The organism is Pseudoalteromonas sp. RWi3, from assembly GCF_054960735.1.
In genome coordinates this window covers 124,014-145,357 of record NZ_JBHNYL010000010.1, presented here as the reverse complement: position 1 = coordinate 145,357, position 21,344 = coordinate 124,014, and the positions used below count along the sequence as shown (strand labels likewise).

General features: G+C 41.4%; 18 protein-coding genes. 8 read left to right on the top strand and 10 right to left on the bottom strand.

Going from position 1 to position 21,344, the window contains the following annotated elements; genetic code table 11:
- Positions 1-103: 103 nt before the first annotated feature.
- From ACFI4Z_RS13765 to ACFI4Z_RS13755, 3 genes are all read right to left on the bottom strand, one after another.
- A complete protein-coding gene (locus tag ACFI4Z_RS13765) occupies positions 104-1,984 on the bottom strand; it encodes a methyl-accepting chemotaxis protein (RefSeq protein ID WP_462671088.1) in 1,881 nt (626 codons plus the stop codon).
- 117 nt (positions 1,985-2,101) lie between these two features.
- Positions 2,102-3,130 (bottom strand): MJ1255/VC2487 family glycosyltransferase, encoded by a 1,029-nt coding sequence (locus ACFI4Z_RS13760; protein WP_462671087.1) that lies wholly within the window; start codon positions 3,128-3,130, stop codon positions 2,102-2,104.
- Entirely contained in the window at positions 3,127-3,666 is a 540-nt protein-coding gene (locus tag ACFI4Z_RS13755) for a phosphatase PAP2 family protein (protein ID WP_135475060.1), read from the bottom strand. Before ACFI4Z_RS13755 ends, ACFI4Z_RS13760 begins: the two co-directional genes overlap by 4 nt.
- A 207-nt stretch (positions 3,667-3,873) precedes the next feature.
- Here ACFI4Z_RS13755 and rraA point away from each other — a divergent pair, with 207 nt between their 5' ends.
- Together rraA and ACFI4Z_RS13745 are read left to right on the top strand one after the other, a co-directional pair.
- Positions 3,874-4,368, top strand: coding sequence for a ribonuclease E activity regulator RraA (gene rraA, locus ACFI4Z_RS13750; protein WP_099295380.1), 495 nt, complete (start codon positions 3,874-3,876; stop codon positions 4,366-4,368).
- A 3-nt stretch (positions 4,369-4,371) separates the two neighbouring features.
- Positions 4,372-5,418, top strand: coding sequence for a formimidoylglutamase (locus ACFI4Z_RS13745; protein WP_462671086.1), 1,047 nt, complete (start codon positions 4,372-4,374; stop codon positions 5,416-5,418).
- Between the two features lie 21 nt (positions 5,419-5,439).
- On the opposite strand, the gene ACFI4Z_RS13740 is transcribed toward ACFI4Z_RS13745, so the two are convergent.
- Positions 5,440-7,098, bottom strand: coding sequence for an EAL domain-containing protein (locus ACFI4Z_RS13740; RefSeq protein ID WP_462671090.1), 1,659 nt, complete (start codon positions 7,096-7,098; stop codon positions 5,440-5,442).
- Between the two features lie 130 nt (positions 7,099-7,228).
- Positions 7,229-8,473: an imidazolonepropionase gene (hutI, locus tag ACFI4Z_RS13735; protein ID WP_462671085.1), complete on the bottom strand. Its 1,245-nt coding sequence runs from the start codon at positions 8,471-8,473 to the stop codon at positions 7,229-7,231.
- Positions 8,474-8,585: 112 nt separating this feature from the next.
- Here hutI and hutC point away from each other — a divergent pair, with 112 nt between their 5' ends.
- From hutC to hutH, 3 genes are all read left to right on the top strand, one after another.
- Positions 8,586-9,293 carry a histidine utilization repressor gene (gene hutC / locus ACFI4Z_RS13730; RefSeq protein ID WP_462671084.1) on the top strand — a complete coding sequence of 236 codons (708 nt, stop codon included), beginning with the start codon at positions 8,586-8,588 and terminating at the stop codon, positions 9,291-9,293.
- Between the two features lie 76 nt (positions 9,294-9,369).
- On the top strand, positions 9,370-11,043 hold the full coding sequence (gene hutU / locus ACFI4Z_RS13725) for a urocanate hydratase (protein ID WP_462671083.1): 1,674 nt from the start codon (positions 9,370-9,372) through the stop codon (positions 11,041-11,043).
- A 2-nt stretch (positions 11,044-11,045) separates the two neighbouring features.
- Complete coding sequence (gene hutH / locus ACFI4Z_RS13720) at positions 11,046-12,578, top strand: histidine ammonia-lyase (protein WP_462671082.1); 1,533 nt, start codon at positions 11,046-11,048, stop codon at positions 12,576-12,578.
- A gap of 16 nt (positions 12,579-12,594) precedes the next feature.
- Here the strand turns inward: hutH and ACFI4Z_RS13715 are convergent, their stop codons facing one another.
- Positions 12,595-13,365, bottom strand: coding sequence for a Rossmann-fold NAD(P)-binding domain-containing protein (locus tag ACFI4Z_RS13715; protein WP_462671081.1), 771 nt, complete (start codon positions 13,363-13,365; stop codon positions 12,595-12,597).
- 133 nt (positions 13,366-13,498) lie between these two features.
- Between ACFI4Z_RS13715 and ACFI4Z_RS13710 the strand changes: the two genes are divergently transcribed.
- The gene (locus ACFI4Z_RS13710) at positions 13,499-15,526 is read left to right on the top strand and encodes a methyl-accepting chemotaxis protein (protein ID WP_462671080.1); all 2,028 of its coding nucleotides are present in this window, start codon (positions 13,499-13,501) and stop codon (positions 15,524-15,526) included.
- Positions 15,527-15,906: 380 nt separating this feature from the next.
- Complete coding sequence (hemN, locus tag ACFI4Z_RS13705; protein WP_462671079.1) at positions 15,907-17,280, top strand: oxygen-independent coproporphyrinogen III oxidase; 1,374 nt, start codon at positions 15,907-15,909, stop codon at positions 17,278-17,280.
- A gap of 58 nt (positions 17,281-17,338) precedes the next feature.
- Here the strand turns inward: hemN and ACFI4Z_RS13700 are convergent, their stop codons facing one another.
- The 3 genes from ACFI4Z_RS13700 to ACFI4Z_RS13690 form a co-directional block, all read right to left on the bottom strand.
- Entirely contained in the window at positions 17,339-17,851 is a 513-nt protein-coding gene (locus ACFI4Z_RS13700; RefSeq protein ID WP_462671078.1) for a DUF2489 domain-containing protein, read from the bottom strand.
- Positions 17,851-18,441 (bottom strand): Der GTPase-activating protein YihI, encoded by a 591-nt coding sequence (gene yihI, locus ACFI4Z_RS13695; RefSeq protein ID WP_462671077.1) that lies wholly within the window; start codon positions 18,439-18,441, stop codon positions 17,851-17,853. Before yihI ends, ACFI4Z_RS13700 begins: the two co-directional genes overlap by 1 nt.
- Before the next feature lie 743 nt (positions 18,442-19,184).
- Entirely contained in the window at positions 19,185-19,817 is a 633-nt protein-coding gene (locus ACFI4Z_RS13690) for a c-type cytochrome (RefSeq protein WP_394192881.1), read from the bottom strand.
- A 282-nt stretch (positions 19,818-20,099) separates the two neighbouring features.
- Between ACFI4Z_RS13690 and yihA the strand changes: the two genes are divergently transcribed.
- Positions 20,100-20,756 (top strand): ribosome biogenesis GTP-binding protein YihA/YsxC, encoded by a 657-nt coding sequence (yihA, locus tag ACFI4Z_RS13685; protein WP_462671076.1) that lies wholly within the window; start codon positions 20,100-20,102, stop codon positions 20,754-20,756.
- Here the strand turns inward: yihA and ACFI4Z_RS13680 are convergent.
- On the bottom strand, positions 20,753-21,277 hold the full coding sequence (locus ACFI4Z_RS13680; protein ID WP_462671075.1) for a DUF1285 domain-containing protein: 525 nt from the start codon (positions 21,275-21,277) through the stop codon (positions 20,753-20,755). The two genes, yihA and ACFI4Z_RS13680, sit on opposite strands and share 4 nt — an antisense overlap.
- Positions 21,278-21,344: the final 67 nt, after the last annotated feature.

Here is a 21,344-nt window from a genome sequence, read left to right as displayed (position 1 = left end):
CAACTCAGACTGCTTAAAACTTATGGCTTAACGCTTAAAGCCGACGGCTGACGGCTGACGGCTGACGGCTGACGGCTGACGGCTGACGGCTGACGGCTGACGGCTAAACCTTAAACTTATCTATCGCTTTGTGCAGTACTTTCGCCTGCTCTGATACTTCTTCACTGGTTTGAGCGTTCGTTGTGGCATGAGTTGACGCATCCTCTGCAATATCACGAATACGTACTACGTTTTTATTAACCTCTGACGCCACTTGGCTTTGCTCATCAATAGCGGCGGCGATATGTGTGCTCATCTCCATGATAGTTTGTACATCTTCGGTGATTGAGCCAAGTAATTCACCCGCTCTGGTGGCTTGTTCAGCGCTCTCTCCGCCTTGTGTACGGCACCGTTGCATTATGCTCACCACTTCTTGCGTGCGGCCTTGCAGAGTTGAAATAATACTTTCAATTTCTTTAGTCGACTCTTGTGTACGTTGGGCAAGTGAACGCACTTCATCCGCAACCACCGCAAAGCCTCGGCCTTGCTCACCAGCACGTGCTGCTTCTATTGCCGCGTTAAGGGCTAGTAAATTTGTCTGCTCTGCAATACCACGTATTACATCAAGGACTGATCCTATGGTTTCACCATCTTTTTCTAGCTGAGATACCACCGAAGACGCATCACCTAATGAATTAGATAACTGGTTAATATGATTTACTGTTGATTCAACCTCTGAGCGGCCTTTCTGCGCATTCAAATTGGTTGATTCAGCTTTTTTAGCTGCGGCTTCAGTATTGTGTGAAATATCTTGAATCGTTGCCTGCATCTCTGTTGCAGCCGTTGCTACCATATCGGCCTCATGCAGTTGCTCTTGCATGCCTGAGCTGGTTGCAGCGGTTGTTTCTGATAAATTGCCTGTGGCGATATTCAGTGTGGTCAACGCCGTATTTACTTCATAAATTAGCTTTTTAAAATCACCAATTAAGCTATTAAAGTCTACCGTCATTGTAGTTATTTCATCTCTACCTGACTCGCCAATAGAGATACTTAGGTCATTATTGCGTCTAATATCATTTATGGTGTGATACACGCGCTCGATAGGTTTAATAATTGAACGGCTCGTAAAGTAAACCAAAAACATAACAATTACGGCAGCGATTATAAACACTGCAATTGCGATCATTTGCGCGCTTTCTGCGGTATCGGTCACCTGTTGTTTAGTTGCGTTTGTAATCCTAGATACAACTTCATCACTCTTTTTAACACTCACTCTCATTTTACCGAGCGCGCCAGAGTCAAGATCTAGACCGAGTAACTTTTGTGCATCCACCAATGCTATAAATTTGCTTTCATAACTACTCAACAACGATACTAATTCATTACGAGTATTACTATTTATACTTGAGCTTTTAATTTGTTGCTCAAGGTCATTCGCTATACCTTCAAAGCGCGATAAATACTTCATATCTAAACGAAGCATAAAGTCTTTTTCAGCGCGGCGAAGTTGTAACATCAAGGTAAGTAATTGATAGTTATCTTGCTCATTTAACAGAGTTTCTATCTGGTGTACTGCACTTCGTAGCTCACCATACAGCGCATCTTTTGGGTGCAAACCAATTGCTCTTTGAAATTCAACTACGACCTGAAAATCATCGTAGTATTTTTGAGCTAGCACTCCAAATTGATTCACATCCGCAGTCGCTATCCCTAACTCGTTTGATAATACCTTTAGTTTGTCTAGTTTAAGTTGAAGCTGCTGATACTCTTTATCAAACAACGCTAACTTAGATTCATCTTTGTAAAATAAGAAATCTTTTTCATATTTACGCATTGATAATTCATGAATATCTAGCTCCTCCGCATACTGAATAGTTTCATTTAATTTCAGCATGACTCTTGCTTCATAAATGATGATAAATAACATAACTATCATTGCTAAACCAACAACGAGCGCATTAATTTGTAGTCGACGCTTTATCGTCAAGTTTTGGAGAATTGTCATCTACTGCAGCCTTTTAGTTAGGATCACTAGATTTTCTAGTAAAATGTTTAACCTATAGTGTAGATTATCCCACGAATTTATCACTATTCACTACAAAAAAATCTGGCCGATTACAATTTAGCACACTGATTTCCATAAGCTTTGATGTAATTTTTCTGTATTTCCCCATTGTTTATCGACCAACCAATTAACTAATGGCTTAGGGTCACTGGGAAAATTAATCCGCTTATGCGCTTTGCTCGCAATCCACTCATCTAACGCGCAGGGGTTTAAGTAACGCATAACGTGCGCAGCATTCATTGCTAATAATGTATGTGCATTGGCATCTTGTTCAAATTGACCCGCTAACGGCTTTAGTAACAATTTTTTACCCAATTTAAGTGCTTCACTTGAGAGCTCAAAACCCGCATTTGCAATTACACCACTGGTATTAGCCAAGTCATTTAAAAAGTCACTGCGTGATGGCTTACGCAAATGTATGTGTCCTTGAGAACTATTTTGTGCGCTGGGGTGGTAGCAATAAAATTCTTTATCAGGAAAGTCTTTTAAGTAGTCTATAACGCTTGCAAGCTCTTCAAAGGGTAAATAGACCAACACCTTATTATCTATACTCACTGGGTTATTATGCCAATGACTCGCAATAAAAGGAGGTATAATATTATCTGCAAACGGCTGCCAATGGACGCCTAAATATATATTTGCAGGTGCATAATAACGAATTAAAGAGCGATGCAGCAAAGCATTACCAGTCATAGGTACCTTAGGTGATAAAAAAGCTGCTTGGTGGCTCATGCCAATAACAGGCACGCCTTGTCGCTTGGCAGCCCAAGCTGAAACAGGTTCAAAGTCATTAAAAACAAAATCATAACCAGATACATCAAGCTGCTTTATGTCATGCACCAGCTTACATAATTTGGCATTTTTTACTGTGTCATAGCTTTTAATTTTGCCGTTTTGTGTTGAAAAAGATAAACCATGAAAGCGCCGGTAATCTGAAAACTCTTCCATGTCAAAATAGTCTTGTTCTGCGCGACCTGAAAAAACATAATCAACGTCAATTCCCATTTCAGAAAATGCATTCGCCATCACGCGCGCGCGGGTGATATGCCCATTACCAGTTCCTTGAATGCCATACAGTATTCTCATAGGTAACCCACCAACAAAATAGCCGTTAAACCACAACTTGCTCCCATTAAGGCCCCAAGCACAACATCAGCAGGAAAATGGACACCCAAAACAACGCGAGAAGCAGCAACACCACTTGCCCAAGCGAACCATAAACCAATTAAATCAGGAAAATAATGCGTAAGTATAATGGCAACTAAAAATGCACCTGCGCTATGACCAGAGGGCAAACTAAATTTATCACTTGGAATTATATAAGCGCCTTTGACTAAACAATCACAAGGGCGAATTCGCGCAAAACTTTTTTTCGCTACAAAGTAAATAGGCCTTTCAATCACAAAGCCCAGCAACAAAGTAATCGACAACATTTGTAGCTGTTGCGCCTGTCCAAACCAACCACATGCTAGAGCTAACACAACATATAAGCCTCCATCGCCACTTTTTGATAACCCCAAAGCAGAGTTTTTTAGCCATGTTGGTGAGTTACCATTAAATAGCTTTAGAAATAAGTGTTCATCCAACTGTGCCATTTTTTTAAATATGTTGTACTGACTCATGGTGTGACCCTTTTTTATACAATATTTTTAGCATAGGCGCTCAAAATAACAATTGGGTGACGCTTTTAAGACACTAATATTGCTTTTCCTGATTTAGCACAATTGCTGCTTAAAAATAGGCCAATTAACTACCATTAAGTCGTTGTTATTGCATTTAAGAGAGGTATACTGAGAACTCGCTCTTATATCTTTTAGAAGGATAGAAAAATGGATTACAGCACCTCTGATTTATGTGACCACTTCGCCGATGTGGTTGATGTGCTCGAACCTATGTTTATCAATTTTGGTGGACGTCACAGTTTTTGCGGCCGAATCAAAACCGTTAAATGTTTTGAAAATAATGAATTGATCAGGGAAATCCTGAGCGAAGACGGTGATGATTGCGTTTTACTTATTGATGGCGGTGGCTCAACACGCCGCGCACTAATTGATATTGAATTAGCGGAATTAGCTGTTCAGAACAACTGGCAAGGTATTGTTGTTTATGGCGCAGTTCGCCATGTTGACGAACTTGAAGAAATTGATTTAGGCATTCAAGCCATTGCGTCAATTCCTGTAGCAGCTGATAGCCAAGGAGCTGGAGAAGACGGCATTGGTGTTAATTTTGCTGGCGTTTCATTCTTTGATGATGATTTTGTCTATGCCGATAGCACTGGTATTGTATTATCTGCAGAAGAGCTTGAGCTGGAAGTCGTAGAATAATAAATGACTGACTATTTACATATCTACGACGAAGCGACTGTTAAACCTTGGTGTAGCAGTCGCTTGAATGAAAAAAAAGCCTGGCAATCTATTGCTCTTTTAGACACCCAAGTTAATCCTTTACAAGCACTGCAAGATGCCGCCCAATTTGGTATTAAATATGTACTTGTGGGTGTTTGCGAAGATATAGGCCCACGAGCAAATTTAGGTAATGAGGGAGCAACTGGTGGCTGGCATGCATTCATAAAACGTTTTCTAAATCAACCTGACAATCAATTTTTAGCCAACGAAAAAGTCTTATTACTTGGCGAAGTAGCAGTTGAAGACCTTTGCAAAGCTGCTGCGCATTTAGACAACAAAATACCTGAGCAACTAGGTCAACTGCGCGACTACTGCGAACAAATAGACAGTCGTGTAGAACATGTTTTAAGCTTAATATTTAATGCAGGCCTTGAGCCTATTATAATTGGTGGCGGCCATAATAACTGTTTAGGAATTATTCGCGCTTTAAGTAAGCATAAAAATAAGCCTATTAACGCAATTAATTTTGATCCCCACGCCGACTTTCGTGACTGTGAAGGGCGCCATTCAGGTAATGGATTTCGCTATGCGTATAATGAAAAATACCTGCACAATTACCATGTTATCGGCTTGCATGAACTAAAGAATAACCAAGCGATTCTGGATGCACTAGCCGAGGCAAACTTTCATTATGATAGTTATCAATCCTTACAAGTTAGACGCGAAAAGTCGTTAACAAAAGCCTGCCAACAGGCACTTGATACGCTTTGCGATCACCCGCTTGGCATTGAAGTGGATCTGGACAGTATTTCACTTATGCCAGTTAGTGCTTATACTAACTGCGGTTTTAGTGTGAGTGATGCTGAGCATTTTGTACATCTAGGGGCAAGTAGGCCTAATAGCTGTTACTTGCATTTATGTGAAGCAGCCCCAAACCAGCACCCTAGCGGTTTAAAAGCAGGTTTAAATGACGCAGCTCAAATAATAACAGCGCTGGTTAACGCCTACTTACAAGCAAAAGAGAGTTAATCTCTTTTGCTTGAGCACTTTTTATGAATGCTCTATTTGCCATTGTTTCAACCACGTGATCATACCGACACTGCTTAATGGGTGGCTGAAATAATAACCCTGAGCCGCAAATACGTTAAGACTATTGGCAAAGTTTAATTGCTCTTGTGTTTCAACGCCCTCACAGATAACTTTACTATTTTGTTGATTGTGCATTTCAACCATACCGCTTACTAAGCTTCGTATGTGCCCTTGTTGACTAAAGTCTGCCGTTAACGAAGGCGCCACTTTTACATATTCTACAGCCAAATTTGGCAGTTTAGCTAGCCATACAGGGCTATCGCCAAGGCCATCTACGCACATTTTTACACCTTGACTACTTAACCGTGCAACCATTGCCTTACCTTGTGCATCTAAGTTTAAAAACACCTCTAGTGGGCATTCTATAATTAAGTCTCCAGGCAATAGTTTATGTTCATTAAAGACCTGATCAATAAAGGATATAAACTCTTCATTTAGCATTTCAGAGCCAAATACATTAATGCTCAATGGCATTTTTATCCCTTCCATGCGCAGCGCCATTATGAGCTCAGCCGCCCTTTCAATAACAAACTCAGCTAACGGGTAAGCTAATCCCGCAATGCGAATATCATCAATAAACCGATTGGCTGATAAAATACCTTGCTTGGGATGCTGCCAACGTAGTAGTAATTCTAAAAATTCAATATTCTCATCTGCGCTACGTATAATAGGTTGAAAATAAAGCTCCAATTCACTTGAAAAATCAATACTAGCCAGTTCTTTAAGTCGCGCTTGTTGCTCTAATCGCTCTACCATCATGTGCTGTTGATACGCGACTATTTGCTTATTTGGCTGGCTATCGAGTGCTAAGTAAGCATGCGATATTAAACTATCAAAACTGACTTCATCCGTGTCGCACTTTACAAAACTGGCCCGCGCCTTAACTTCAATAGTACAGTTAGCCACATTAAAAGGCTTGAGTGTTGCGCCAATTATTCTGTCGATTAATTGCTCATGCAGGTGATTTTGGCTATCTAAGCTGCAAATAAAAGCAAAGTTTAATCCGCCTAGGTGTGCTAGCTTTTCAGAATTACCTAGGCTGACAACTTCGTCGAGCATTAAAAGCTCTTTGATTCGATTTGCCGATTGCGCAAGCAGTAAATCACCAAAATCCCGCCCAATATGCTGGTTAACCTCTGCAAACCCTTCTAATCGAATAATGACAAGTGCTCCGATATGAGGTGCCTCTTCTCGCCAATGATAAAAGTGGGCTTGTAATTGCGCACGATTAGGGAAGCTAGCCAAGGGTGATAGTGTTAGCGCATGTTCATTTACTGCGACGTTTGGCTGAGTATCACCTGAAAGCTCTTCATCAATAAAATACCCTGAGCTGGCGAGAATTAATGTTGCTACAACGAGCCAGTGTATTGGTAGTGCAACTAACCCATTAGCAGCGTACAAGATTAAAAAACAAAGTGCGGCGGCAAAGCTAATACTGAGCATAGTCCAGTTATTTTGCTTTGATACGAGCCATACGTGGGTAACGGTCGCTAACGCTAAGAGTAATTCAATGTTGGGGAGATGAGAGCTTAATAGTGCTAGAGCAATAAAAGCGTTAATAATATAACTTAGTCGCAGTGTGGCTTGTTTAACAACGCATAAAGCACACACCATCGACATAAGAATAGCCCCGCTTAAAAAAACCGGGACTTGTGTATTTGTAAATAAAGCACTCCCTGCTACCGATTCAAATCCAGTATTTGTTAATAGTGCTAGTAAGGACATTAAATAAATACAACATATAATAGGTCTAATTAAGTCTACCTAATATCCACAGATTTAACAGTTTATTTACGCCCAATTGATAACTTAATTGTGCTGGGTGAGATATTTGCCAATGAGCAATGTCGGCTCGCATGCCCACTTTGAGTATACCACGGTCTTTTAAACCCAGTGCTGTAGCTGCATTGCGAGTGACTCCCGCCAAGGTTTGCGACGGTGTTAAGCGAAACAATGTACACCCCATATTCATCATTAATTGCAAAGAGCACAATGGCGATGTTCCTGGGTTAAAGTCTGTTGACAATGCAATTGGCACATTATGCTGTTGCAATAAAGCAATAGGGGGTTGTTTTGTTTCACGTAAAAAGTAGAACGCCCCAGGTAGAAGTACAGCCACAGTTCCAGCAGCTGCCATCGCTTTTACTCCTGATTCGTCTAAATATTCGATATGATCAGCTGATAAGCCTTTAAACTCTGCTACCAGCTCAGCACCTTGTTGGTTTGATAGTTGTTCCGCATGACATTTTACAGGCAGTTTGTGCTTGCTCGCGGCTTCAAATACACGACGAGTCTGATCATTGCTAAAGCCCACGTTTTCACAAAATACATCGACTGCATCAGCTAAATTTGCGGCAACAACTTGCTCTAACATCTCGTTGCAAACAAGCTCGATGTATTCATCACTTTTACCCTTATATTCAAGCGGTAATGCATGTGCACCAAGAAACGTTGTTTTGATATCAACGGGGTGGTTTTCGCCAAGTAACCGAGCAACTTCAAGGATTTTTATTTCATTCTCGCAATCGAGTCCATAACCAGATTTAATTTCAACGGTTGTTACACCCTCTGCGTAAAGTGCATTTAATCTGTCTTTTGCTAGCACGAATAACGCTTCGTGGTCAGCCTCACGAGTCGCTTTTACAGTGCTTGCAATTCCGCCACCTTGCGCTGCAATTTGCTCGTAGCTCACACCTTGCAATCGCTGCTCAAATTCTTCTGCCCGCGAGCCTGCAAATACCAAGTGTGTATGACAATCTATTAATCCTGGCGTAAGCCATTGGCCTTTGGCCGATATGGTCGGTGTTGCAAAAGCATCAAACGTGGGTAAGTCAGTTTGCTTTCCGAGCCAAGCTATATGACCATCTTTAATCGCTAAAGCGGCATTTTCAATTGCACCATAAGTATCATCAATGTCGCTATCCATCGTAGCAACATTAGCGTCTGTGATTAATAAATCCCATTCATGAGATGACGTATCTGCAATTGAATTCATGTGAGCACCCTTAATAATGTTTTTTATAGTTTAACAAGCCATCTTGTATATACAAGGTAATTGTGTCATCTTATATTTAACAAGCAATTCACAAGTAGTGTTTTTAAAACTAATGACGACGCCCAAATTCGCACAAATAAAGCAATTCATTGTTGATAATATTCGCTCTGGCGCATGGCTTGAAAACCAACGCGTGCCGTCTGAAAATGAGTTAGCAGAGCAGTTTAGTGTTAGCAGAATGACTGCTCGACGTGCTTTAAGTGAATTGACTGAGGCAGGTATTCTCACCCGAAGCCAAGGGCTTGGGACGTTTGTTGCCAGCTTTAAGTCGCAATCGTCACTGCTTGAAATTAAAAATATTGCTGACGAAGTGAAGGCACGTAATGGTAATTATAGCTGTACCGTGTTGGTACTTGAATCTATCAACGCGCTAGCCCCTATTGCAATTGCACTGGGTGTTGAAGCCGACAGTGTTGTTTATCGCAGTGTATTAGTGCACAACGAAAACGATCAGCCATTACAAGTTGAAGAGCGTTTTGTAAATCCTTCACTGGCAAGCAGCTACTTACAGCAAGATTTTACTAATTTAACGCCACACGAGTACCTATCAAGTGTTGCACCACTGACTGAGGCACGCCATACAGTTGAGGCCATTATGCCTACCAGTGAAATGTGCCAGTGGTTAAATTTATATCATGAAGAGCCTTGCTTACAGGTTATACGCCGTACTTGGTCATCGCACGGCATAGTTAGCTTTGCTCGTCTAGTATCCCCGGGTAGTAAATATCGCCTTGGTGGGCACCTAACATTTAAAAAATAATCTAAATATCAATAAAATGCGCTTAACTGCGTATTTTTTGAAATCAAACAGCTTGTATATACAACAGGAGCATATTATGAATAATAGACTTGACGAATCGCGCATTATCCGCGCCCCGCATGGTGATAAAATCAGTGCTAAAAGTTGGCTCACTGAAGCCGCTAAACGTATGCTAATGAATAACCTCGATCCTGAGGTTGCTGAACATCCTCATGCACTTGTTGTATATGGTGGTATTGGCCGTGCTGCACGCGATTGGCCATGCTTTGACAAAATCATCGAAACATTAGACCGACTTGAAGGTGACGAAACGCTATTAGTGCAATCAGGTAAACCTGTTGGCGTGTTTAAAACCCACAGCAATGCACCTCGTGTATTAATTGCCAACTCTAATCTTGTGCCTCACTGGGCAAATTGGGAGCACTTTAATGAGCTCGATAAACTTGGCCTAATGATGTACGGACAAATGACAGCGGGATCTTGGATTTACATCGGTTCGCAAGGCATAGTGCAAGGCACGTACGAGACCTTTGTCGCGATGGCTAAACAACACTTTAACGGTGAAGCAAAGGGCAAATGGGTATTAACTGGCGGTTTAGGCGGAATGGGTGGCGCACAACCCCTTGCTGCAACTATGGCGGGCTTTAGTGCGTTAGTGGTTGAATGTGATGAAAGCCGCATCGACTTTAGAATTAACACCCGCTATGTTGATGTAAAAGCCACTGACCTTGATCACGCACTAACCCTTATTAATGAAGCATGTGCAAAAGGCGAAGCCTTATCTGTCGGTTTACTTGGTAATGCCGCAGATGTATTTAGTGAACTTGTTAAACGAAATATCACCCCGGATGTCGTTACAGATCAAACGTCAGCTCACGATCCTCTTAATGGTTATTTACCGCAAGATTGGAGCATGGAACACGCCGCAACAATGCGTGAACAAGACCCACAATCTGTTGTAAAAGCAGCAAAACAGTCAATGGCTGTGCAAGTAAAAGCGATGTTGGCGTTGCAAAAAGCCGGCGCTGCAACGACTGACTATGGTAATAATATTCGTCAAATGGCATTAGAAGAAGGGGTAGAAAATGCCTTTGACTTCCCAGGTTTTGTACCTGCTTACATTCGCCCATTATTCTGTGAAGGTATTGGCCCGTTCCGTTGGGTTGCACTTTCTGGTGATCCAGAAGACATATATAAAACAGATGCTAAAGTTAAAGAGCTTATCCCAGATGATAAACACTTGCATAACTGGCTTGATATGGCCCGTGAGCGTATTCAATTTCAAGGGTTACCAGCACGAATTTGCTGGGTTGGCTTAAAAGACCGTGCTCGCTTAGCGCTTGCGTTTAATGAAATGGTGAAAAATGGTGAACTGAAAGCGCCTGTTGTTATTGGTCGTGATCACTTAGATTCAGGCTCAGTTGCCAGCCCTAACCGTGAAACTGAAGCGATGAAGGATGGCTCTGATGCTGTATCAGATTGGCCATTACTAAACGCACTTTTGAACACCGCTGGCGGTGCAACTTGGGTATCACTGCATCATGGTGGTGGCGTAGGCATGGGCTTTAGCCAACACTCAGGTGTTGTTATTGTTGCAGACGGCACAGACCAAGCCGCCGCGCGTGTAGGGCGTGTTTTATGGAACGACCCTGCAACCGGTGTTATGCGTCATGCAGATGCAGGTTATGATATCGCAATTAACTGTGCCAATGAACAAGGCCTAGACCTACCAATGCTAAATAAGGATTAATCATGTTTGAATACACTCTCACACCCGGCCAGCTTGATTTAGCGACATTACGTAAAATAAACCAATCGCCAGTTGCACTAACATTGGCCGCAGACAGCGAGATAAACATTGCTGCAAGCGCGCAAACAGTACAAGATGTTATTGATGAAAACCGAACTGTATACGGTATTAATACCGGGTTTGGCTTATTAGCCAACACCAAAATAGCTGAACATGAACTCGAATTATTACAGCGCTCAATTGTACTTTCTCATGCCGCTGGTATTGGTGAGTATATGGATGACAGCACTGTGCGTTTAATGATGGTTTTAAAAATCAATTCGTTATCACGTGGCTTTTCAGGTATTCGCTTAAAAGTGATTGAGTTTTTTATGCAATTACTTGCTGCAGAAGTCTACCCTTGCGTGCCAAAAAAAGGCTCTGTGGGCGCATCGGGTGATTTAGCACCATTATCGCATATGTGCCTACCTTTACTAGGTGAAGGCGAAATGCGCCACCAAGGTAAGCTGATAAAAGCCAGCGAAGGACTTGAAATTGCAGGGTTAGCACCACTCACTCTAGCAGCAAAAGAAGGCCTAGCATTATTAAACGGCACACAAGCATCTACGGCTTTTGCTTTACAAGGTTTATTCCGTACTGAAAATCTGTATGCACAAAGTTGCGCCATTGGCTCAATGAGTATTGAAGCTGCTATGGGTAGTCGCTCTCCTTTTGATGCACGTATTCATGAAGTGCGTGGTCAACGCGGGCAAATTGATTCTGCGGCTATTTTTCGCAACATATTGGACGAACATTCTGAAATTAGTGAAGCGCACATTGATTGTGAAAAAGTACAAGACCCGTACTGCTTACGCTGCCAACCTCAAGTTTTGGGTGCTTGTTTGACACAAATTCGCCAAGCAGCTGAAGTATTGTTGTGTGAATCAAATGGTGTGACGGATAACCCGCTCGTATTTGCTGATGTAGGCGATATTATTTCTGGTGGTAACTTCCATGCAGAGCCTGTTGCAATGGCAGCAGATAACTTAGCCTTAGCAATCGCCGAAATTGGCGCACTCGCTGAACGACGTATTGCCTTATTGATCGATTCAAACCTGTCGAAACTTCCGCCGTTTTTAGTTGAAAATGGCGGCGTTAACTCAGGCTTTATGATTGCCCAAGTTACGGCAGCTGCATTAGCGTCAGAAAACAAATCACTTGCGCACCCTGCATCGGTAGACAGCTTACCGACTTCTGCAAACCAAGAAGACCATGTATCTATGGCCACGTTTGCTGCTCGCAGGTTGGATGAAATGGCAGACAATACACAAGGCGTGCTCGCTGTTGAATGGCTGGCTTCTGCACAAGGCTTGGATTTTAGAGCGCCACTTAAAGCATCTGCTAAAGTTGAGCAGGCAAAAGCAACCTTACGCGAAAAAGTGAGTTACTACGATAAGGACCGTTACTTTGGTCCAGATATAGAAGCGGCCAACACTTTGCTAGCACAAGGTGAACTGTGTAGCTTATTACCTAAAAATGTACTGACCTCATTTTAAGTCATCACCACAGGGTTTAAATATCATATTGATAAGTAAACCCAAGTGACTCTATAGCCGAGCCATCAATAATTCGCTCGGCTTTTTCATGACTTGAAAACGTAGGAGGTTGTGTCCCATTTTTCTTGCATTTTTGTTGGTAGTAATCAACCTTGCTTGGATGCAATGGGTTAACCACATTATAAATTTGGTCGGCCACCTGCCAATGTTCAAACACTGAAACAATCGCGTTAATCACATCCTGCTGGTGCACCATGTTTACCACTTGCTGACTAGAGCTATTCAGCTCCTTACCTGCTACAAACTGCCCAGGATCACGGTTTGGCCCAACTAGGCCAGCTAAACGTAAAACTTTGCCGCCTGCATTTAACACACTTTGTTCAGCATCGAATAGCCTTTGCTGGCGCTCACTTGAGCAAGTAATAACACTATTCTCATCGTATATTTGCGCTTCTTGATTATAAATACCTGTGGATGAACACAAAACAAATCCTCGCATATTCATGCTTTTTGCAAGCGCTAAGCACTGTGTTAGTGTTGCTTGATAGTCGCTGTCTTTTTTTCGACTACGTGGGGGAATGGCACAAACCCACCACGCATCTTCTAAATCGAGTTGATGATCAAGGTGATTGTCTTTAAATTCCAACTGACGTAAAAAATCATAATCATGATCAGTACTTCTATGCGTTCCTTGCACTAACCAATTATGCTTAAGTCTATCAAAGCATAAAGCTTGACCTAACCAACCGGCGCCCAATACAACTAATCGCTGTTTATTTTCACCCATAAAATAACAAAATCCTTACAGTTTTGTAATATTCAACATATTTGTCTTACCTCATAATATAGCGAATAAGACAAAGATATGATTAGATACATACTTACAGCTTACTCTACTAAATAATAAGAATGTGTGCATCATGCTTAAAAACCTATCACTGCAAAAGAAAATATTATTCCTAATTGGGGGCACAATTAGTGTATTACTGATCATTGCATCAGCCTATTTTGTTAATCATATCGCCTCACTCTCTCGACAAGGCATTGAACGTGAAGCTCATAGCTACTTACAAAGCGAACAACTGTCCATGCAAGGATACTTTGCCAAATACGGCAAACTAGTAAGTACGTTTATTAATAACCCACACCTCGTTAATTGGTTTGATGCCTGGGAAAAACGCGATCAGCCTCTCGATAACGCGCCTGGTTATGATGAAGTTGATCAGGATTTTGTACGGATCAGCAGCAGTGACGAGAACGTTTTATCGGCATTTTTTGCTTCTGCCAAAACCGGTGAATACTTTAAAGAACACGAACGTACTACGCACTATAATGGTCAACCATACTATGCATACAAGCGTGGATGGTGGCAAGATGCACTTAAACTGAATCGACTTTATGTTGGCCCAATATCTGTTGATTTAACTACAGGTAATGCATCTGCGGTAGTTCAACAACCTGTATATAATCAACAAAACGAATTAGTTGGTTTTGGTGGTGTTGATTTACAGCTTAATAAAATCAATAAAATGGTTGAAGATATTCGCTTTAATGGGCAGGGCTATGGCTTTTTGCTCGATGGTGATCAAAAAGTGGTGCACCTTTCAAACCGCACTAATCATAAGCTATCTGTGACCGACGAAGGCCCTAATGGTAAAGAAGGTTTAGAACAATTAGAAAAGCAATTCAGTAACACCAGCGGCTTTAGCGAACTCAATCTTGCAATGAAAAACAACATACGTGGAGATGCCAGCGTTACCCTACAAGGACAAGAATACTTTGTTGTTTACGACCGTCTTCAATTAGAAGAACCTTACCTAAATTGGTACGTTGGTATTTTAGTGCCGCGCTCAATGATTGATGAGCCAGTTAATCAAGCCGTCGCTACCACAACCACCTCTGTTGTAATTATTCTTATAATTATTATCGCAATGATCGTTTGGGCCACCCATATGATCTCAAAACCAATTAAAACACTCACTAACATCATGCGTGATATCGCCTCAGGAGATGGTGATTTAACCCAAAAAATCACTATTGATAGTAAAGATGAAGTGGGCCAATTAGCTCTTCATATGAATACTTTTATCGATAAGCTTCGCGCCATGATGTTAGATACTGCCGCGCAGGCTGAGCAATTGACCAATGCGGCTGCTCAGTTAAAGTCTGTTTCTAAAAAAACCAATGACGAGATCCAGCAAGAAAAGCAACAAGTTGATAGTGTCAGTGCTGCGGTTACAGAAATGGCGACCACAGTAATGGAAATTTCGCGCAATGCTCAGCATACCAATAGTGCGGCAGAAGAAGTGCAACATATTACGGCTGACGGCGCCTCTCGTTCGCAAAACGCCCAAAGTGTGATGACTGCATTAGCTGATCACATTGGTGAGGCATCAAAAGTGGTTGCAGGATTAGAGCAAGAAAGTGGCAATATAGGTGCTGTTGTAGACGTTATTAACTCGATTGCAGAACAAACCAACTTACTGGCACTGAACGCCGCAATAGAAGCCGCACGTGCTGGTGAACAAGGTCGTGGCTTTGCGGTTGTTGCAGATGAGGTTCGCTCGCTTGCCAGCCGTACTCAAGAGTCAACAGACGATATTCGTAATATGATCACGCGCCTGCAACAGATTGCCCAGCAAGCATCCACCATGATGCAACAAGGTCAAGAGCGTGCACAAGGCTCAGTTACACAAACTCAAGAGGTACTCGACGCACTGAAGAATATTGCTGAATCAGTGACCAAAGTACAAGATCAGAGCCATCAAATAGCAACCTCTACTGAGCAGCAAACAGTGGTCGCTGAAGATATAAATAGCAGCTTATCGGCTATTAATAATTTAGTGAACAGTACCGCTGATCACGCCTTGGAGCTTGCCGATGAAGCACGCGACCTCAATGACCTTGCCAGCTCTCTCAATCATACGGTCAATCAATTTAAACTTTAAGCGACAAATAAGTGGGATAAAAAGAGTGCCTGGTGCACTCTTTTTTGTTGTAGATCAATAACGCTTTACTGCAATTTTTTATAATGACGCAAACTAGGGTCTGTTGACCTTTGCGGATTAAAATTTGTTCAAACTAGGAGCGGTTTAATCGCGGCGAGAGGTTTGTAACCTAGAGGGCTAAGTCAAAACCGAGCAACAAAGAGTAAATCGCCCCTAGGCAGAACCCGAAGGGCAGCGCCTGTTTGGCATTGATGCTGCGTTATCACCTATTTATGGGGAATAACCACACTACATAGGCGCTGCCTTGCCTAAATACCAAACAGACTACTGCAAATTTAACCATGAAAGGTCAACAGACCCTAAATATAAAGGTGCGCGTGATGATTAATTTACCCAAGTGGGACCAAAGCTTAATAAATAAATACAATGTATCAGGGCCAAGATATACCTCTTACCCGACAGCTTTATCCTTTAATGAAGGTTATCAACAACATGATCTTATTGATGCGATAGCGTCTTCATCCAGCAATAGCTTGTCTTTATATATACATATTCCGTTTTGTAGTCAGCTTTGTTATTACTGTGGCTGCAACAAGGTGATTACTCGCCATCAATCTAAAGCTGACCTTTACCTTGATTACTTAGAAAAAGAAATCATCGCACAAGCACCACTTTTTAATCATTATCAAGTTGAACAACTGCATTTAGGCGGCGGTACACCTACATTTTTAACCACCGAGCAAATGACTCGTTTAACGACCTTATTAAACCAGCATTTCAATTTTACTGATAATGCTGAACGAGGAATTGAGATAGACCCTCGCTCGCTCGCTGACGGCATGCTTATTCACTTACGCAGCCTAGGCTTTAACCGTGTATCATTTGGCATTCAAGACTTTAACGATGCAGTACAGCTTGCAGTTAACCGCCCTCAAAGTGCTGACGATGTTAAAGGACTTATTAGCCAAGCGCGTGAATTAGGCTTTTCATCGATTAATGCTGATATGATTTACGGCTTGCCACTACAAACACCTGCAAGCTTTAAAGAAACCATAGAGCAGCTGATTGAACTGAGTCCTGATAGAGTCTCCGTGTTCAACTATGCCCACTTACCAGATCGTTTTGCTGCACAACGAAAAATAAAAGACGCAGATTTGCCAAGCGCTCATGACAAACTCACCATGTTTAAAAATACGCTTGAGCAAATGACAGAGGCTGGCTATCAGTTTATCGGTATGGATCACTTCGCAAAAGCTGACAATGAGCTTGCTGTTGCGCAAAATAACCAACATTTACATCGTAACTTTCAAGGTTATACAACTCATGGAAATTGTGACTTATTAGGTTTAGGCGTGTCATCAATTTCACAAATTGGCACCTCTATTTTACAAAACCAAAAAGAATTAAAGCATTACTATAGTGCCATAGAAAACCAAGCAGGTTGTGCCGTCACAAAAGGAATGAGATTAAGCACTGATGACGTGATCCGCGCAGATGTTATTAAGCAACTGATCTGTCATTTTGAACTTGATATGCAGCATATCGCTGCAAAATATCAATTAGCCTTTGATACTTACTTTGAGGATTCGTTACAAGCATTAAAGCCATTACAAGAAGATGGCTTGGTTACTATCGAAAACCAACGTATTACCGTTACCGCTCGGGGTAATTTATTTATTCGTATTATCTGTATGTGCTTTGATGCACATTTACAAAAACAAATTAGTGTAACGCGATTCTCACGAGTCATTTAACACGCAATAAAAAAGCAGACCAAGGTCTGCTTTTTTATTGATTATATTAAGAGAGCGATTAATTAAATACTACATTTTCACTGCCAGGGGCTGCTTTAAACTCTTCAATAATTTTTTTACAATCGGCTTTAATTTGATCAGCGTGCGTTTCTTCTGCGCGCCAACGTGCCGTATCTTGTTTAAAAATTTCTTTCTTTGAATACTTTTTCCGTGCATCGTGGGTTGGCATTTCTTTTACCACTTCATACATTGCAAAAATGCCCGGGTAACGAAGCGTTAAATCGCTTTCTTGTGCAAAGCTATACTGTGACATTAGCACCCAAATACGCAAGCTCCCTTCTGAGAACTCACACTGCTCCTGCTCCATGGCGCGTGCAATAAGATGAATACTGTCTGCAAGCTTAGCATTACGTTCTAAACGCGATTTAGCCAGCTGATGTTGCTGTTTGACTTGCTCTTTCGCTATCTGCTCGTTTTGTGCTTTGAGCTTATAAAGCAATTGCCCTGCGTAAAACGCTAAGCCTGCGATGATCACAGCGCCCACACACAGAGCTAAGATCATCATATTCATTATTTATCATCCTCATCATCTAGCCACTCATTCGCTAGATCGTTTGATAAGTAACGATCAAAGTCGCTGTTACCTTGCTCTTCATATTCTTCATCATCAAATTCATCTTCTGGTTCATCTTCAATGCCCAGAATTTCGCATAACACTTGATGACGATCTATTCGGCTATTAAAGTATTTAGCATCTTTACCTGTTAGCATTTCACCTTGCTCATGGCGCTCAACAAGCTTTAGCAAGCGCTCATCATTCTCTAATGCTTCAAGCTCTTGCGCTGGTGATAACTCTGGCTCAGTGACTTTTACAAGCTCAACCTGAGGCTTTAGGTTGCGTTTCAATTCAACTACTGGCTCAGCCGCTTTCGCAACTAAAGGTACAGGCTTTTTACTGCCCACACGCTTGTCTTTATTCTGAGGGTTGCTACTTTTTGTTTCCTGCTCGAGCGCATCTACCGCGTTACGGGAGCCAGGTTTTGCACCTTTATGCTTTTTAACGCGCTGCTCTTTTAAAGCACGTATTTCCTTTAGCTTGTCTTGACTCAAACGAACCGGTCCGTTTGATGGAATTTTACGTGATTTTTTCTTTCTACTCATATCTTGATCGTCTCACTTAAGAGGTTTTGAACAACACACACTATGGCGTTGCGGTGCTGGCCTTGCCAGAAGAATTCGGTCAGTGCTGAATGAGGTTGGGTTACTCGACTACTAGCGCACTTTTTCGCTCGCTATTGTAACAGGACAAATAAAAAGGCGGTAGAGAAAACATCTCTACCGCCTACTAATCTGAGCGCCATAATTTTGGACACTTCTCCCTTCGACTTTTTAGTCTTTATTATTTTTATTATTATTATTGCTGTTCCATTTTGTTATTGTTATTACCTTCCCTGTAGCATTCCATTTTATTGTTATTATCAAACTTCCATGATTTTTTATTATTCTCGGTCTTCAATGACACTTTTTTAGTATTTCCTTTTAAGTACATCAATTGATGTAAATCCTCAATATTGACGCTAACTACTTTCCTTATAGCTAAATCCGTTTTGTTTTTATTGTTTGTTGCGACAGGGGATAATTTACGCATTAATAATTTTGTTACAACTAATTTATATATTTTTTCTTGTAAGAAACAAGTTGCAACATTATCAATGTAATAATTTACAATAACTTACAGAAAAATTTAAAATGAAAATAAGATTTTACTCACATATGACTATGGTCAATGTCTTACAAGATGATGGGGTAAAAGCGATGAATTTTAGATACAAAAAAAGCAGCGTGAGCTGCTTTTTTCACTAATATGTAGTTTAGTACTAGTTAAAAAACCAGTCTATACTACTTTAGTGTAGTCCACCTAGGTACTGAGAAAGTACTTCGATATCTTCATCAGTTAGCTTTTTAGCTATATCTTGCATCATACCGTTTAGGTCATTATTACGACTACCATCGCGAAACTTTTCCAGCTGCGATTTTATGTAACCTGGGTGCTGAAACGAGATCTTAGGAAACTTAGCCAGTGAAGAGCCATTGCCTCGTGGGCCATGACACGAAGCACATGACGGAATGCCACGCTCAGCGTCACCTGCTTTATATAGCATTGCGCCTACTTCAACTACATCTTTAGGTGTTGATCCTTCAGACATATTCAGTGACGAAAAGTAAACCGCTATATCTTTCATGTCTTGATCGCTAAGAGGCATTGCCATAGCGCTCATAACAGGATCCATACGACCCTCTTTACCGCCAGACGTCATACCCGATTTGAACTCGACTAATTGTTTATAAATGTAATCTGCGTGTTGACCTGCAATCTTAGGGTAGATATTAACCGGCGCATTACCGTCTGGGCCGTGACAAGCCGCACACGTTGCTGATTTTTCTTTACCTGCGTTTACATCGCCATCAAATGCTGTTGCGTTGCTTGCTGACAACGCACCAAGCAATATAGTTAAAGATAGTGCTATTTTTTTCATGGTGAATTCTCTGTTTCCGACCCTGTATCATCTACAATATGGATGTTGCGATTTATATATTCTACACGATAATAAATTCTCTGGCACGTTTTCTACTCATATTAAACTTATAAATTATAGGGTTTTGACCTAGATTAAGCTTTATTCACATGCTTTTGCTTTATTTAAGGCGCTTTACTTGTCTCAAATCCGCTTTTTAATGTGTTGGTAATAGTATAAAATACGCGCCCTGAGTAAACTTAGTTTACTTTTTATTCTTTTTCATTGTACTTAGGAAAGCCTGTGCTTAAATCTCGTATCAAATACAACACTGCGTCGTTCGTTACCAGCGCTCCAGATATCACTAAATTACCTGCTGATACGGGAATTGAAGTTGCTTTCGCGGGTCGTTCTAATGCAGGCAAATCAAGTGCGCTAAACGCACTAACAGATCAAAAGCTAGCACGTACCAGTAAAACACCTGGCCGCACGCAACTCATTAACACCTTTGAGTTAGCAGATGTTGATGACATGCGCCTCATTGATTTACCAGGTTATGGATTTGCCAAAGTACCTATTGAAATGAAAAAGAAATGGCAAAAGTCATTAGGTGAGTATTTACAAAAACGCCAAAGTTTAAAAGGTATTGTGGTACTCATGGATATCCGCCACCCATTAAAAGACTTGGATTTAGATTTAATCAACTGGGCTATTGGTAGCGATATTCCAGTATTAGCGCTATTAACCAAGGCAGATAAGCTTAAGCAAGGTGCTCGTAAAGCACAAGTTCTTCAAGTACGCCGTGAATTAAGTAACCTTGAAGGCGACATCACAGTTCATGCATTTTCATCTTTGAAAGGTACGGGCTTACCTGAGCTGGCTAAAAAGCTAGATGAATGGTACCTAGGACCTATTGTTGCAGTACCACCGAGTGATGAGACACCAGACTCAAAGGCTTAATTAGCCAAGTAAAAGCGCTGCGACGCAGATTGAATGAAATAGCCTTGCTCATCCGCTTGCGCTATTTCTTCTGCCCACTGATAAAAAACACTTCGTGTAACTCGTGCACTACATCCATTGGGCAATTGTAAATACGGTACTTCATCGCCTTGATAGCTTTGCACTATTAAAGGCTGTGTAGGGGTTACTAGCCACACTCGCTCAAGATTATCAACGCAACATAACACGTCACCCTGCTCTGTTTGTTCATAACGCCAACTGACAACCATAAACGGCGCATCGGCCACAGTAATCGCTATCTTTTCTGCAGGTGTTTTTAAATAAAACGTATCGTGCTCTTTGCATAAGACAGACGCAAATAATTTTACCAAGTTCAATCGCGTTATCTCGCTGCCTTGGTAATACCACTTTGCATGGTTATCTATTTCAATAGGCAATGAACCACAGGAAGTGGGCTGCCATTGTTCAAACGGTTTACTGGGCTGAGACAACAATGTGGCTAAATCTGAAACTGACCGCATGAGTTTCCCTAACAAAATAAAATTGATTAGCTTACTGATTTGTAGCATATGCATTTGTATTGAACAA